12 protein-coding genes are annotated in these 15999 nt (G+C 45.4%); 10 read left to right on the forward strand and 2 right to left on the reverse strand.

Annotated elements, in window-relative coordinates:
- Window positions 1-148 precede the first annotated feature (148 nt).
- Complete coding sequence (locus ACO0K1_RS16775; protein WP_423027787.1) at window positions 149-1081, reverse strand: peptidylprolyl isomerase; 933 nt, start codon at window positions 1079-1081, stop codon at window positions 149-151.
- Between the two features lie 335 nt (window positions 1082-1416).
- On the opposite strand from ACO0K1_RS16775, the gene ACO0K1_RS16780 reads away from it, so the two are divergent.
- Together ACO0K1_RS16780 and ACO0K1_RS16785 are read left to right on the forward strand one after the other, a co-directional pair.
- On the forward strand, window positions 1417-1920 hold the full coding sequence (locus ACO0K1_RS16780) for a hypothetical protein (RefSeq protein WP_423027790.1): 504 nt from the start codon (window positions 1417-1419) through the stop codon (window positions 1918-1920).
- Between the two features lie 196 nt (window positions 1921-2116).
- Window positions 2117-6874, forward strand: coding sequence for an NAD-glutamate dehydrogenase (locus tag ACO0K1_RS16785; RefSeq protein WP_423027792.1), 4758 nt, complete (start codon window positions 2117-2119; stop codon window positions 6872-6874).
- Window positions 6875-7148: 274 nt separating this feature from the next.
- Here ACO0K1_RS16785 and ACO0K1_RS16790 read toward each other — a convergent pair whose 3' ends face one another.
- On the reverse strand, window positions 7149-8057 hold the full coding sequence (locus ACO0K1_RS16790; protein WP_423027794.1) for a LysR family transcriptional regulator: 909 nt from the start codon (window positions 8055-8057) through the stop codon (window positions 7149-7151).
- A 258-nt stretch (window positions 8058-8315) separates the two neighbouring features.
- On the opposite strand from ACO0K1_RS16790, the gene ACO0K1_RS16795 reads away from it, so the two are divergent.
- From ACO0K1_RS16795 to ACO0K1_RS16830, 8 genes are all read left to right on the forward strand, one after another.
- Window positions 8316-9152 (forward strand): iron-containing redox enzyme family protein, encoded by an 837-nt coding sequence (locus ACO0K1_RS16795; protein ID WP_423027796.1) that lies wholly within the window; start codon window positions 8316-8318, stop codon window positions 9150-9152.
- A gap of 339 nt (window positions 9153-9491) precedes the next feature.
- Window positions 9492-10184, forward strand: a complete 693-nt coding sequence (locus ACO0K1_RS16800; protein WP_423027798.1) for a 2OG-Fe dioxygenase family protein — start codon at window positions 9492-9494, stop codon at window positions 10182-10184.
- Between the two features lie 87 nt (window positions 10185-10271).
- The gene (locus tag ACO0K1_RS16805; protein WP_423027800.1) at window positions 10272-11357 is read left to right on the forward strand and encodes an aminotransferase class I/II-fold pyridoxal phosphate-dependent enzyme; all 1086 of its coding nucleotides are present in this window, start codon (window positions 10272-10274) and stop codon (window positions 11355-11357) included.
- A 108-nt stretch (window positions 11358-11465) separates the two neighbouring features.
- Complete coding sequence (locus ACO0K1_RS16810) at window positions 11466-12341, forward strand: DMT family transporter (protein WP_423027802.1); 876 nt, start codon at window positions 11466-11468, stop codon at window positions 12339-12341.
- 106 nt (window positions 12342-12447) lie between these two features.
- The gene (locus ACO0K1_RS16815) at window positions 12448-12633 is read left to right on the forward strand and encodes a hypothetical protein (RefSeq protein WP_423027804.1); all 186 of its coding nucleotides are present in this window, start codon (window positions 12448-12450) and stop codon (window positions 12631-12633) included.
- A 336-nt stretch (window positions 12634-12969) separates the two neighbouring features.
- The gene (locus ACO0K1_RS16820; protein WP_423027806.1) at window positions 12970-13392 is read left to right on the forward strand and encodes an FHA domain-containing protein; all 423 of its coding nucleotides are present in this window, start codon (window positions 12970-12972) and stop codon (window positions 13390-13392) included.
- Between the two features lie 183 nt (window positions 13393-13575).
- Window positions 13576-13980, forward strand: a complete 405-nt coding sequence (locus ACO0K1_RS16825) for a hypothetical protein (protein ID WP_423027808.1) — start codon at window positions 13576-13578, stop codon at window positions 13978-13980.
- A gap of 94 nt (window positions 13981-14074) precedes the next feature.
- On the forward strand, window positions 14075-15103 hold the full coding sequence (locus ACO0K1_RS16830) for a protein kinase domain-containing protein (protein ID WP_423027810.1): 1029 nt from the start codon (window positions 14075-14077) through the stop codon (window positions 15101-15103).
- The last annotated feature ends 896 nt before the right edge of the window (window positions 15104-15999 follow it).

Genomic DNA, 15999 nt, shown 5'->3' on the forward strand with positions numbered 1-15999 from the left:
GCCGTTAGGCACAAGTAGAACCAACTTTACCCATCGCGGTGGTATGGTTGCCCTTGTGGAAAGTCTTATTCAACTTAGGGCACAACAGGAAATAGTCAAAAAAAAAGCTCACCACCGCGAGGTGATGAGCCATTTTAAAAACTAAGAATTACTTCGAAGCTGCAGCTTCAGCGGCAGGTGCAGCTGGTGTTGCTGGAGCAGCAGTCACGGCCGCAGCGGAAGCCGCTGCAGGAGCTGCTACGATATCAATCTTCGCTTTCGCTTTCATATCGTCCAGCATTTTTTTCAGATTTTGCTGTTGCAATTGTTGTGTCAATCCAGCTTTGACTTCGTCCAACGAAGGTACTGCCAATGGGCGTGTATCTTCCAGCAGGATGACGTGGTAACCGAATTGTGACTTCACTGGCTCAGTCGTGAATTTACCTTTTTCCAGTTTCGCTACCGCATTGCCGAACTCAGGCACCATATTGTGCGGATTGAACCAGCCCAGATCGCCGCCTTTGTCTTTAGAGCCTGGATCTTTGGATTTTGATTTTGCCAAACCATCAAACGCTTTTGGATCTTTCGTGATTTTAGCGATGATGTCTTTTGCCTCGGCTTCAGTCGGTACCAGAATATGACGTGCTTTATATTCATTGCCACCTTGTGTCGCTTTGAATTTGTCGTATTCAGCTTTCAATGCTTCATCCGTCACGGTCGCGGTCTTCATGTAATCTTTTACATAAGAATTTGCCATGATGGACAGATGTGCCATTTCAAGTTGTTCTTTCACTTCAGGTACTTTTTCCAGACCCTTTTTCTCTGCTTCTTGAGCGACGATGATTTGCATTGCCAAATTATCGATCACCATTTTGCGTGTCTCAGGATTGTCAGGCATACCTTGACCAGCTTGTTGTTGCATGATCTGATCGAGTTGCTTTTTCAAGATCGGCGTACCGTTGACGGTCGCTGCAACCACTTCCTTGCTGTCAGTTGCAGCAGCACCTGTCGTCGCAGAAGCTGCTTTATCTTTATCATTACAAGCGCTCAGCGCGAACAACGCAATAGCACTACCCAAAACTACGCGGGATTTGATCGACATGAATATTTCCTTAAAGTTGAACTGCAGTGCAGCAAATAAATATCATCGCATGTCTTTGATTAAAACATGCTTCCAAATTACGTAACGCTGAATTCTACCTGTGATTGTGGGGTTCTTGCTAGATATTCACTTTTCGTTACTTTCGAATCGAAAAAAGGTGGGAAAAGTCACAAGATTGTCATTAATTATCTAGCAGATACAATTTTTGGTTCTAGCACAGATCAGAGCGCTTTTTTGAGTAATAAGTTCCAATTTTTGCGGTCCGGATGCGATATTCTCGCTCTTGATGTGGACTCAGCATACAATGGAAATTCAGTAATCATCGAGATTTTGCTATGACGGAACCTTTTCAAGAACCTATCCCCACCAGCCTTGCCGACATGCTGCCAGTAGGAATGATTAGCGGCGGTGGTACCGCGGGCGCGGCAATGGCGATCGTTGCCCAACGCAAACGCGGCGTCGCAGGGTGGGAGGCGTTTCATTACGAGCGTCTCAGCGCTACCGAATTTGAAATCACCGGTGGCATCGCGGTCAACATTGGCGGCGTGAAGAAATTTCAAGGCGCGCACGACACGGTGAATGTCACCGAGACCGAAGTTCTGGAAGAAATGCATACCAGTCAAAAACACGTCGTGCCATCCGTCATGACGCTTCTGGAACGTGATTTATTAGTTAATGATATTGGCAACAGCAGAACAGCCCACGCGCCGCAATTTTTGAAAGTGGTCTTTGCTCTGCCTGACGATGAGCCAGGACGTCAACGAATCTTGCAAGCATTTCAACTGCAAGCAAATTTCTTTGGCGCAAAAGTCCAAGCATGTTCGTTGCACGACAAATAATGAACCTCTGACCTACAAAGTGAAACGTCAGAGGCATACAGAATGAATTATTGTCACTCGTCAAGAGCCATATAAATCGTGTAACAAAATGGCACAGGTATTTGTCCCCAAACCGATATTGGAGGATACTTGCACACCTACGCTGCAATGATCTTGCTAAGTTTTTTCTCGTGTCTTCCCATCCATAGGAGAACGTATGACCATAACGCACTTCGCTGAGCTGCTCGCTTATGCGCAAGCCCACCCTGGCCCATCTGCTGACCGTCAAGGTCCTTTTATTTCGGCTTACTTTGAAAATACCGACCCTGACGAAATTACCGCGCGCGGTCCGGCGACACTCTTTGCACAAGCCAATGCGCATTGGCGATTGTTAGACTCGCCGAGAGCGGATCACACACCAAAAATTCGCGTCTTCAATCCGACATTGGCCGAAGATGGCTTCGTCAGCGAACACACAATTGTACAAATCGTAAACGACAACATGCCTTTCCTGGTGGATTCCGTCACCATGGCAATTAATCGTAGCGGTCGTACCGCGCACTGGATCGTTCATCCTTTGCTCAGTGTCAGCAGAAATGAGAAAGATGGTATTGCGTCGGTCAGCACGGTAGCAGCAGCCAAAGCCGCTGGCAGAAACGATCCCGTCGAGTCATTGATTATGGTGGAATGCGATCGCATCGTCAGCGTCGCTGAACAACAAGCCTTAGCTGCAGAATTAAAACAAGTTTTGGCTGACGTGCTGAGCGCCGTCGTTGACTGGCAAGCCATGCTGGATCGCGTGCACAGCGTGTGTAGCGATTGCGAAAAACATGCTCCGGATCAGAGTGGCAATGAGGGTGTTGCATTTTTACGCTGGTTAGAAGATCGTCATTTCACGTTCCTTGGTGCGCGTGACTATGATTTAAAACGTGATGGCGACAAAGTCAGCCTGGTAGCGATTCCTGAATCTGGCCTCGGTATTTTGCGCGGCAAAGTACAAACTTCACTGGCCTACCTGCCACCCGAAGTATTGGCGATCATGGAATCCGATGAAACTGTTCTGGTCACCAAAGCAATGACCCGCTCGACCGTCCATCGTCCAGCGTGGCTCGACTACGTGGCGATTAAACGCTTTGACGAAGATGGCAAAGTCATCGGCGAATCTCGCTTTATGGGTTTGTACACGTCGTCCGCGTACTCAGCGCCCGTCGACGATATCCCACAAGTAAGACAACGTGTGGCGGCCGTCATGGCAAGTTCCGGTGTTGTTCCCCAGAGCCATGCAGCGAAAGCCTTGCAAGCCATTTTGGATGACTATCCACGCGACGAATTATTCCAGATTGATACGCAGACACTGAGTGACCACGCTATCGGTATTTTGCGTTTGCAAGAACGTCAACGCACACGTTTATTCTTGCGTCGCGATCCGTTTGGGCGCTTCACATCGGCACAAGTATTCGTACCACGCGATCGTTACAATACTGAATTACGCGTCAAAGTCGGTAACGAATTGATGTTTGCGCTGGATGGCGAATCGATTGAGTTTACGCCAATGCTGACCGATAGTCCGCTGGCACGCATCCATTACCAAGTCAGAGCAAAAAATCGCGCCCCTGTGAATGTCAACCTGGGCGCCTTAGAAGCACGTATCGCCAAACTTGCACAGCGTTGGGAAGACGATTGCACTTCCGAATTATTACGCACCCATGGCGAAGGCCAGGGACTGGCACTCGCCAATCGCTTTGCATCCGCATTTCCGACCGCCTACCGCGAAGATTTTTCTGCATTGGTTGGTGCGGAAGATGCAGAAATGTTAGCCAGCCTGAATCCAGCGCAAGCAATGGTAGTCAAGCTTTACCGTCCGCTAGATGCAGACAATGGGATGTTGCGCTTCAAAATTTACAACACCACCAAAGTAGCGTTATCCGACTCGCTGCCCGTCTTAGAACACATGGGCGCGCGTGTTCTGGACGAACACCCTTACCAGATCGTGAACGGCGCAGATAATTTATGGATTCATGATCTTGGGCTGCAATTACCTGCCGATACGGATTTATCTGCAATTAAAGCCCGATTTGAAACGCTATTTTCACAAGCCTGGAAAGGCGAAGTGGAAAGCGATGATCTCAATCGCCTGGTTTTAAATACAGCACTGGATGCACGTTCTATTGCGGTCTTACGCGCTTGCTCACGCTACTTCAAGCAATTAGGTTTTGCGTACAGCCAGACGTATATAGAATCGGCATTGAACAAAAATGCAGGCATCACGCAATTGATCGCCGAATTGTTTGGCGCACGCTTTAAGCCTGATTTTGTTGGTGATCGTGACGTTGCGCAAAAACATATTAAAGAGCAACTCGAAGCACAATTAGCACATGTGGCCAGTCTTGATGAAGACCGAATTTTGCGTCAATTTTTTGCCACGATTATGGCGACCTTGCGGACAAATTTGTGGCAAACCACAGCCGACGGCGAGTTTAAGCCTTACATGAGTTTTAAACTCAACCCACGCGAAGTACCTGGCGTACCAGAACCTAAACCCTTATTCGAAATCTGGGTCTATTCACCACGTGTTGAAGGTGTTCATTTGCGGGGTGGTAAGGTGGCGCGCGGCGGCTTACGCTGGTCGGATCGTCGAGAAGATTTCCGTACAGAGATTCTGGGCCTTGTCAAAGCGCAGCAAGTCAAAAATACCGTCATCGTTCCGGTCGGATCGAAAGGTGGGTTTGTCCTAAAAAATGCGCCACCAATGAGTGATCGTGAAGCCTATCAAGCAGAAGGCATCGCCTGCTACAAAATTTTCTTATCAGGCTTGTTAGACATTACCGATAACATCGTTAAAGGTAGCGTAGTTCCACCAGTCAAAGTCATTCGCCATGACGTCGATGATCCTTATCTGGTCGTTGCCGCTGACAAGGGCACAGCAACCTTTTCCGATATTGCGAATGGTGTTTCGGCGGACTATGGATTCTGGCTCGGCGACGCGTTTGCGTCGGGTGGGTCGGTTGGTTACGACCATAAAAAGATGGGAATCACCGCACGCGGCGCATGGGAATCAGTAAAGCGTCATTTCCGCTCACTCGGTGTCAATACACAAGATACGGCGTTCACGGTGGCCGGTATTGGTGATATGTCAGGTGACGTGTTTGGTAACGGTATGCTGTTATCTGAACACATCAAACTGGTTGCAGCTTTCGACCATCGTCACATTTTCATCGATCCTTCACCTGATGTCGCCGTGTCATTTGCTGAGCGTCAACGGCTATTTAATTTGCCGCGGTCGAGCTGGGACGATTACGACAAGTCTCTGATTTCTGCGGGTGGTGGCGTGTATCCACGCGGTGCCAAATCGATCAAACTTAGCCCTGAAGCGCGTACCGTTTTAGGCATTGAACCTGAAGAATTAACCCCCGTCGAGTTGTTGCGCGTGATTCTGCAAGCGCCGGTCGATTTGCTCTACAACGGTGGTATCGGTACCTATGTCAAAGCCACATTTGAAACGCACGCCCAGGTCGGTGATAAAGCCGGTGATGCTTTCCGGGTGAACGGTAACGACTTACGCTGTAAAGTATTGGCTGAAGGTGGCAATCTGGGTTGTACGCAAAATGGCCGAATCGAATTCGCGCAAAAAGGTGGTCGTATCTACACGGATGCGATTGACAATTCCGCTGGTGTTGATTGCTCCGATCACGAAGTGAATATCAAAATTTTGCTGGGTGCCATTGTTGAAGCTGGCGACCTGACACTGAAGCAACGCAATGATTTGTTAGCATCGATGACAGACGAAGTGGGTCATCTGGTATTGACTGACAACTACTATCAATCGCAGGCCCTGGACATCGCTGTTCACCGTCCATTGTATGTCCTTGATGGTCAGCAGCGACTGATGCAGTCATTAGAAAAGCAAGGACGCTTAAACCGCGCAATTGAGTACCTACCAAGCGATGATGAAATTCTGCATCGTAAAGCCGGCAAGCAAGGCTTAACCGCACCGGAGGGTGCTGTAGTATTGGCCTACGCTAAGATGTCCGTGTTTGATGATTTGGTCGCCAGCAATTTGCCGGATGATCCATTCTTCAGCCGTGCGCTCAAGGCGTACTTCCCACAAGTCTTGTCTGAACGATTTGCAGATGCGATTAGCCTCCACCCACTAAAACCTGAAATCATCGCCACCTACATTACCAATACCGTCGTCAATCGCGCTGGTGCAACCTTTGTTAATTTTATTGCCTCAGAAGCGGGTGCCAATGCGGCTGATGTGATTCGTGCATTTACGTTGGCACGTGAAATTTTTGATCTTGAGGGATTGTGGGATCAGATCGATATCCTTGATTACAAGGTCGCTTCTAACCTGCAATTGGATTTGTTATCAAAACTGATCGCTATTACCCAACGTGCATCACGCTGGATCTTGCGCCTGCGCTCTCAAAGCACCGACATGCCAACCTTAATTCAACGCTACCAACCGGCGGCGCGTGAATTGCGCGGGCAACTCGATCACTGGTTGCCAGTTAACGCACATGCGGCATGGCAACGTGAAGCAGAGACACTGGTCAGCGCTGGCGTAGAAGCAAGCCTGGCACAAAATTTAAGTGCACTGGAATATATTTTCCCGGCACTTGATTTGGTTGATCTGGCAGCGAGCTCTGACGCTAGCCTGGAACAAGTTGCACGTGCATATTTTGGTGTTGATGATCAATTAGGTTTAAGCGGCTGGCGTACACAAATCAATCGATTGCCAACTGAAACCTTATGGCAAACTCAGGCACGTGGCAGTGCCCGTGATGATGTGTATTCGATTGCGAGTCAAATCACCCGTGGCTTGCTATCGCGTCAGGAAGATCTGCCGACATGGCATGCCCGCAATGCGGCGGCAATTAACCGCTTGACTGGTTTGCTCACACTCATTAATGCACAATCCGCTGATTTGGCGCCAGTGTCGGTTGCGTTACGTGAGTTACGTCATCTCGCATAAATGTCATTGGTGGGTCATTTAGCTGATAAAAGATCCCTGTTCATGTCGCCAGTGAACAGGGATCTTTATTTGCATTACTGTATTTGCATTACTGTATTTGCATTGCAATTCTAAAGACATCTCAAAGGCAACTTATCTAAGAGGCATTTCCGAACCGCCAACATCGATCCAGTGATTAAGTGTTGAAAAAATAGGAATACAAAGAAATAAAGAAGTACAGACGGATTTTCTTTCCTCAATGTTTCGGGATAATTGCGGTGCGCGATTACTAAATTTAGTGCAATTTCTGAACCAGATAATCGATAAGCACACGTAGTTTGCTAGGAAGAAAGCGATTGGAAGGGTAAAGCAACCAAACTGTTCCCCCTTGATGTGATTGATGCTCCCAATCAGGAAGTAAAAGCTGCAATTCGCCATTTTGAATTGCTCTGCGCGCAGTGAACTCTGGAAGACTTGCGACACCTAAGTGACTAAGTGCTCCTTGAAGTCTAATTTCACTGTGGTTCGCCGCATAGCGTCCGCTAACCTTGACGTTATGCACTTCCCCAGATCTGGCGAAACGCCATTGACAGTGACGCTCATCGTCACTGAGATACAGACATTGATGATGTGCCAAATCGCGCGGATGTGACGGGATTCCATATTTATCGAGATATAGCGGACTAGCACAAATGAGATGCTTAATCTGCATCAGTGTTCGTCCGGTTAAACCGATTGGTGGTGAATCGGTGACCCGAATAGCTAAATCAATCGCTTCTTCAAATAAATCTACGTTACGATCTGTGACCATCATTTGGACATTGACGTCAGGATATTTCTGTAAAAAATCGCTCATGTGAGGATGAATCAACTGAAATCCTACTGCCTTAGGCATGCTTACACGCACCGTTCCGCGGGGCATTGCGGTGTGAGTATCACTCAGTGCGAAGACTTCGCGTGCCGATGCCAGCATATCTTGGCAACGTGAATAAGCGACAGTGCCAGCGTCAGTTAGCCGCAGCTTACGCGTCGTACGCTCCAAAAGTCGAATCTGAAGAACCGATTCCAATCTCCCAACCTGTCGACTTACCGAGGATGGTGAAACGCCCATCCGACGGGCAGCCGCCGAAAAGCTACCGCAGTTCACCACATTCGCAAAGACAGCCATGTCAGCCAAATGCTCAAGTTGGTTATTAATGCGCATGACGCACAAGTCCTTTTCAAAGATAGCAGATTATCACGAAGAAGAATTGAATAGATAATACTTACAATTCAACTAATGCAATAAAAATAATATTGTTGAATTATCTTGAATTATCTTGAATTGCGCTGAAGTACGCTGCATCGAACTAGTCATACACAAGGAAAACCAGATGTAGCCATGAACGTGGTGACTTGGTACCGAAGTATTCAATGAGATTTTTTTAATAAATTTAATTTTTTAAGAATGGAATTTGTAAAAATGAGTATTGATACTTCTATCCGTGCAAAGCGTACGTCTGCTGTGTATGAAGGTGGCGCAGAATTATTGAATTGGCTTAATTGGATGTTAGATGCAAGTGCCTCAGATTGGATCTCTGCAAACACAGATTATGAGTTGCAAAGAAAGATCGGTGACGAATGTCGCACATTAATAGAAGCGGCTTATGATCAAAGTAATTCCGATGCATTGGCATCAATGCACCAGATTCTTTCATTTATTTATGAATACGACTTTAGTAGCGCGAGTTTGCAGTCTGTCGATCTTGAAACTCAGCCGATCTTAAGAAGCATTTCCGCCATCCTCGAGGGTGGCATTATGAAGAATCAGCTAGCACTGATTCGGGTGGAGGAACTAAAGGCGTATCCGATAACTGGCGCTGCGTACGTTCAATGGCTGAAAAAATTAATTTCGGCCCATACTTCCTCCATTCACCCACTCTACAACCAATATTTGGCAAATGAAGCGAGCAAGGAAGATCTTGCATTCTTCCTTGCCCAGGAAACAAACCTTGATCCACGCTTTGATGACATCTTAGCGATGCTACAAATTGGCTTGCACGGTATAGAAAAAATGGAACTTGCCTGTAACTATTTCGACGAGATGGGAAATGGCAATGTGGAAAATGTACACACTGTTTTGTTTAGCCGCGCATTGGAGGAACTAAACGTAGACATCAGCTATATCAGATCAAATATGATGCTTGAGGCGCAGGCCTCCGGAAATATCTCCGCTTGCTTGGCGATGTCACGTCGACATTACTACAAGGCTATTGGATATTTCGGTGTTACCGAATATCTTGCTCCTCGGCGCTTCTAGCATTTTGTAGCCGTATGGAACCGCAATGGACTGTCAACAACTGGCAGCGCATATCATCAGCTCCATATTCATATTGATGCTGAACAGGCAAATGGATGGATGAACAATGTCATCTCCCCTTTAATCGATTCTGATCCCGCAATAGGTCTTGAAATTGCGATTGGCGCATTGATTCGACTTAATTCATCAGGCCACTACTTAGACGCGCTGTTGACACATTTTTCAAAAAAAGTGGCTATTCACCGCTAATTCAAACATCTGCTTGTCACTATTTGTGGCAACAATTTTTGTCACTGTCACTGGTCACCGTCACTGTCTACCAATTCAGAAAGTCAACATATGACACTTAATGAAAGCGGTTTTAAGATTATCCAATTTCCAAAGGCATCTCAAAAAGTTATAGAGAGCTTTTCGGATCTTGGGCCAGATATTTATCTTGGAAGTGGCAACCGAACCCGTCGCTTCGCGCAATATCGAATGACGTTTTCTAAAGATCGTTGGGAATTTGCACGTCTTCCGCATCGCCCTTATATGACCTTTTCAAAATATAACAAAGTTGCTGGAGGCATCGAACGCAACTATGAACCTCTTAAGATAGACATTACTCAACAGATCGAATTTTGTGCTCGATCAATTCCACTCGATACAGAATCTGAGTGGCAAATTAACGTTCATCAGTACCGTGTCATTGTACGACCCGATCTGGCAGGAATCACCGTGCCAGAAGGACCACATCAGGACGGGCATGAGTTTGTTGGTATTTTAGTTTTCAATCGCCACCGTATTGAAGGTGCTGAAATGCGATTGCTCGCGTTGGGGGGCGTCGGTGAACCTTTTTACAAATACACTCTTCTTGAAGGTGAGGCAGCATTACTGAATGACCGAACCATGTTTCATGATGTCACCGAAATTAAATCACTTGAGAAAAACGGAAGTGGTTATCGCGATATCGTCGTCGTAGCATTCTCCCGCTGGGAAGAGCGTTGGTATGGAAAAGAATTCGAAGAAAAAGCGCATGGAAACCTTGCGTAATTCGATCTCTTTTTTTTAAGTTGCTAAGGTCAATGGCGCCTATGTGAATTAAGTGCCTCTTCTCAAATTAATAACTCGGGAAAAACGATGGAAGAATATTTAATGCAACAGTGGTGTTTTCATGAGGCATACGGAAAACATGCAATTGACCTCGGCGAAAGTAACATCCAGTGCCAGAAGTTAGCGGATATCGGCGTTGATCTTTCTACAGTTTTGGACTATTCACAAGACCAAGGATCCGTGTCACTAAGACGCGCAGTCGGAAATTTGTACCGCAGATCTATCGATGAAATTGCTATTACCAATGGTTCTCAAGAGGCGCTCTATCTGATTTATCGTACTCTTCTGGAGAGTGGTGATTCAGTGATAACGTTTCGTCCAGGTTGGCAGCAATCATGGAGTGTACCGAGAAGTATGGGGTGCAAGGTGACTGCACTCGAGTACGGTATTAATCATGAGATTGACATGAACAGTTTGGAAAAGGCATTGACTGCAGCACCAAAATTGCTCGTTCTTAATACGCCATGCAATCCGACCGGAAAAAAATTAAGTCGTAAAAATCTTTTGGAGATTGTTCAACTTCTATCGCGCCATGGCACCTATCTTGTTTGCGATGAAGAATATTTGATTGATTTTAATGAATCCGCTGTCGGGCTGTATGAGCGAGCGATCTCCGTATCTAGTCTTTCAAAAATATATGGTTTGCATGGATTGAGAACAGGTTGGCTTTGTGGTCCCCGCGCAATCGTTGATGCCGTAGTCAATTATCGTCGTTATACGTCCATATGCAATTCTGTATTGTGTGAACGATTAGCAGAGAATGTTTTGCAGGACCGCCAACGCCATCTATCTCGATATCACCGTTTGCGTACCGCAGGATTTGAACTGCTGAAAGGGTGGGCACAAGAAAATTCTTCGTATATTCAAATGGTGGAACCAGCGGGTACTCCATTTGCATGGTTTGACCTCTTGGATGGTCGGTCATCATGGAAGTTCTGTCGTCAAGCGTTAAACGCCGGCGTCTTATTAATACCCGCCGAAGTATTTGGTACGGTCGGTGGATTTCGTCTCACGTTCGCGCGCGAGCAAGCGATTTTGCTTGATGGACTTCTGAGAGTGGAATCGGTATTACGATCAAATCGAAATGCGCATGCCGCGTTAGCAGACGTTTAGACCACCAATCATTGCAAAAAATAACCAGGGGAAAATACCATGTCCATCACAATTGAAAAATTGAACACCAAAACTAACGGTCTATCAAAACAGAGCCGAATCAATTTGATGTTATATCTCGCAACTATATTAATTTGGGGATCAACCTGGTTTCCAATCAAGTTGCAAGTAACCTATGTCAAACCTGAATTTTCTGTCATTTATCGCCTGCTTATTGCGTCTTTAATCTTGTTCGGATGGTCTTGGTGGCGAAAAATGCCGTTTCGCTATTCTATTAAAGATCACCTGTTTATGGCTTTATTCGGTTTGCTATTATTCGCTGTCAATCTCAGTCTACTTTACGCCGCCAGCGCTTACCTCACTTCAGGCTTAGAAGCAATTGTATTCTCGACTATCGTGATCATGAATATGGTCAACGGATTTGTTTTTCTCAAACGCAAACCCGAACTAAAACTCATCACTGGCGCTTGCATTGGCCTGATTGGTCTATGCATGATTTTCTGGAATGATCTGATTTCATTTGACATAAAAACTGACGCTAGTTTGGGATTAGTCATCTGCTTGGCAGCAACATTTTGCGCATCCATGGGCAATATTATTTCTGTTCGCAATCAAAAGGCGGGTTTATCAGTCGTTCATGCAAACGCTTTCGGCATGCTCTATGCCGCAATATTTTTAATTTTTTACGTGTTAGCTCGTAACGAGACTTTTTCTTTCAGTTTTTCTTTTACTTACATTGCATCCCTCGCCTATTTAGCTTTGTTTGGCTCAGTATTCGCCTATGGATTTTATCTCACGCTTTTGACTCGTGTCGGTCCTGAACGTGCTGCCTACGCGAACCTTATTTTCCCGGTTGTAGCGCTGCTTATTTCGACATTTTTCGAAAACTATGTTTGGACAGCACGTGTTGCGTTGGGGATTGGAATGATTTTTGTAGGTAACGCTTTTATTCTTCTCAAAAAGCCTGCTAGTCCAAAAAAGTAAATGCTTTTGCAAATGTTAAGTGTAGATAGTCAGGCGTAATTACAAATAGTTTGAAGGATCTGGTAATGACTTTACCGTCATAGGTCCGAAATGAAGTGACATTCCCATGATACGAGAAGACAGCAGGCGGATATGTCGTCGCCATTTTGGAATAGCAACTGACGGCATGCTTTATGGATCAATTGAAAAAGTCAGTGGAGATAGGATCAGCGGATTTAATACAGATGCAGGCGAATGCAAAAAATCGCAAAATCGCAAATCGCTGACCATGCCCTTTTTCCTCGATAAATAAGTATTGAACTTCTTCAAATCTGGAATGAAGCGATAGCACGGATCAATTGTAAGAACGCAGCCTCGGGTACATATGAGCGTCAGAAACATAAATTTGTACTGGTGCCGGAGTCGCATGGGTACTTGGATTGGTAGGTTTTCGTTTGACAGTTCATATGCATATCGGCGTCAACCTTATTAAGACTAATTCCAAAGATGGCGTTCGCCTCACAGAAATTCAGTCATCAGTAACCAAAGGCTTTTTTGCAGATAAGGTTTATCGACGGCTGACTTAAGAGCATTCAGTACCAAGACGGCAAGCCCACGATTGTGAACAATTAACGTTGTCGGAAATAAAATGATCCTACGGGAAGAAAAAACTCAGCAAATTCTTCATCTACGAGCTTTACATGTCTTTGGGCGTAATGTCGACAAAGCAGATACTGTCTTAACCAGCGTTGATGCCTCACAGATTCACGCAGTGATTCGTTGGATTGGTCAGCACTGGGAAATTCTTGACCACAGCCGCAATGGCACTTTTATCAATGACAAACGCATTGTAACGAACACCATCACTGAACTCTTCACTGGACAAAGAATACGTTTTTCGCCCAGTTCCAGCCATTGCTGGATCGTGGAGAATGTAGCGACACCTGTACCACTATTGCTGCGAATTGATCAAGATTGCGAAGCGATAACATTAAATAAGGTACAGTTTCTACCTAATGAAACCGATCCGTTGACCTCCATCCATCTTTCATCCCAAGGGTTATGGATATGACAGAACGACGTAGACAGTAGAGTCCTGATAGATGGGGACGTTATCTCAATTGCGTCGCAACGATGGCAGTTCTTTAACCCGAAAAAAGAAGACGATACGATAGATATCAGCGCTTATATCTATCCACTCGCCTCCAATGCCACCTTTTATTTTCAAGTCAGTCTCAACGAGGAGCACGTTGCTTTGGCGGTCACCGCAGCTGGAAAAGCAATCGACTTGGGTGAACGCACACACCACTATAGCTTGCTTACCCTAGCCAGGCGCAGAATTGAAGACATTCAACGTGGTATCGAAGAAAGCGCACAAGGATGGGTCAGCGTTGAAGAACTGTCGAAAATGCTGGGCGTGGAGCCGCCGCATTTGAACATGCAGCTATTTCGCGCGCGCGGTCAGCTCGCAAGACAAATTCCAGAACAGTCTGATCTACTCGATGTTATCGAACGCCGTCGTGGCGAAGCTCGCTTCGCATCGATTGCGGTCGAAATCAATCGAGGAAAGCAACTTGAAGCCAGGCTAACGCCTGCAATAAGTACCTTTAGAACCACCGACAAGGGTGAGTATAAGAGCGAGTATCCCAACTCGAGTTGATAGTTCAGAAACCTCGTTTAGAGTTGCTGTGGGAAGACAAATCCCACTCGAAGCACAAGAAAGACGCACCATTGAATTTTTGAGGAATATCGACATGTCGCTTATCAATACCACTAAACCTTTACAGGAAACTGTTTTGACAAGCCAAGAACATAATCCCTACCAACTTATTCTTCAACTCGGTGAAGGTGGCTCAGGCAGTGTGTTCAAAGCGATTCAAAAAAATACCGGACAAGTCGTTGCACTCAAATTGTTTCATACAGTCGCAGAAAAAAGCGACATCAATGAATCAGAATATCGTAAAAAGTCATGTCGTCTAATGCAGAATTTTGAGCGGGAAACAACACTATGTGCGCGCCTCCATCATCCGAATATTGTTAAGCTACTAGACCGTGGCAAAACAGACCACGGACAATTATTCGCCATTTTTGAGTTTGTTCCAGGTGAGACACTGAGAGATCTATTAATACGGCAAGGTTCGTTGAGCGCATTCGAAACTGGTGAATTTATGGGGCAAGTCTTGGATGCTTTGACATGTGCACATGCTAACGGTATTGCACACCGTGACTTAAAGCCACAGAACATTATGATCAGCAAAACAGGTACGCGAAACCATGTAAAAATTCTCGATTTTGGGATCGCAAGTCTCGTCGCTGAAGATCGATGTACAGACTTCCAAAACTGCACGCTGGTCGAAGATGCCATGTGTTCCCCAGCCTATAGTGCGCCAGAACAACTGCGCGGAGAGCCACCAACGGTAAAGATGGATATTTATGCCTGGGGACTATTAGTCCTGGAATGCCTTACCGGTAAAGCCGTTGTTTCAGGAACAACGATTTCTGAACTCTTTAACAGACATTTGAGTAACGTAGAAATGCCAATTCCTGCAGCATTAATTTCACATCCGATAGCAGAATTATTACGTCGTACTTTACGAAAAAATCCCGCAGAAAGAATTGGTAATGCTACACAACTGTACCAAGATTTTCAGAAAATTAACTTTACAAATATCGTAGCTAATCTGACAGAAAATTGTTACTCGAAGCAAAAATCGCAGGCAATAACTTCTGAATATACACAACAATATATTCCAGATAGGTTCGATTTAGCCTATGAACAATAGCGAATTACTGAGTTAAGCTTCGCGCTAACAAAAACTCAATCAAATGCAAATAAGAATGCAGCAAATTCAGCAAATGCAGAAATCGACAACGATACGGTGAATCCGTTGCAGCGAGATTAAAATAATCAATGTGCAGAGATTTTTCAATATTGCGATGCACATTTAGCAGGAGCATTAGCAACTAATTTCATATTTTATTTTGGTTATCCGCACACATCTGATGATGCAAGAGACGCTCGCGGCATCGCTCTTGCATTTATCAATCGAATACATTGTCCTAATACACTTCCGCAGCTATAAAGAATTGTCGTTTATATGCGTATCGGCATACATGCCTGCATGGCTCGCATGTGGTTGGATATAGACTAACCGGAGCCACGCCAATTTTTTTTCGTGGCAACTCAAAAAATTGGCAAGGTTAGGTGAAATTTCAGTGAGTCGGAATTGCTGCAAATTGTTCCATCAATTTATTGAATTCGCGAACATGAGATCCAGTTTAAAGCAATTAAAAACGATCATATTATCCAGCTGATAGTTGGTACTAAGAGGTGGCAGATTAATATTTACGTATCCAAGGCGAACTCAAGTCAGAGGCGATTTCATGAGTGCGTGATATTGGCCAGTTGATCAGTCTGTAAAAATTTAAACCTACAAAACCTATTAGTTGATGACTAGAAATAGTGTGTTTCAACGATACACCGATATCGACTACATCGCTTCAAAATCCAATTACGCACTTAGTTCATTTTTGCGAATGACACAATCTATGACTCGCGAGTTCAACTATGAAGTGCAACTGAAGATAAATGGTTAAAGGTGGGAAGATGCAGTAGCATCCGGCCTTCCAGACCTCCAAGTCAAAGTTGCCCGAAATGACATACACACATCTTACCCAA

Origin of the sequence: Undibacterium sp. SXout20W, from assembly GCF_049340285.1 — a bacterium.
GTDB lineage: Bacteria > Pseudomonadota > Gammaproteobacteria > Burkholderiales > Burkholderiaceae_D > Undibacterium.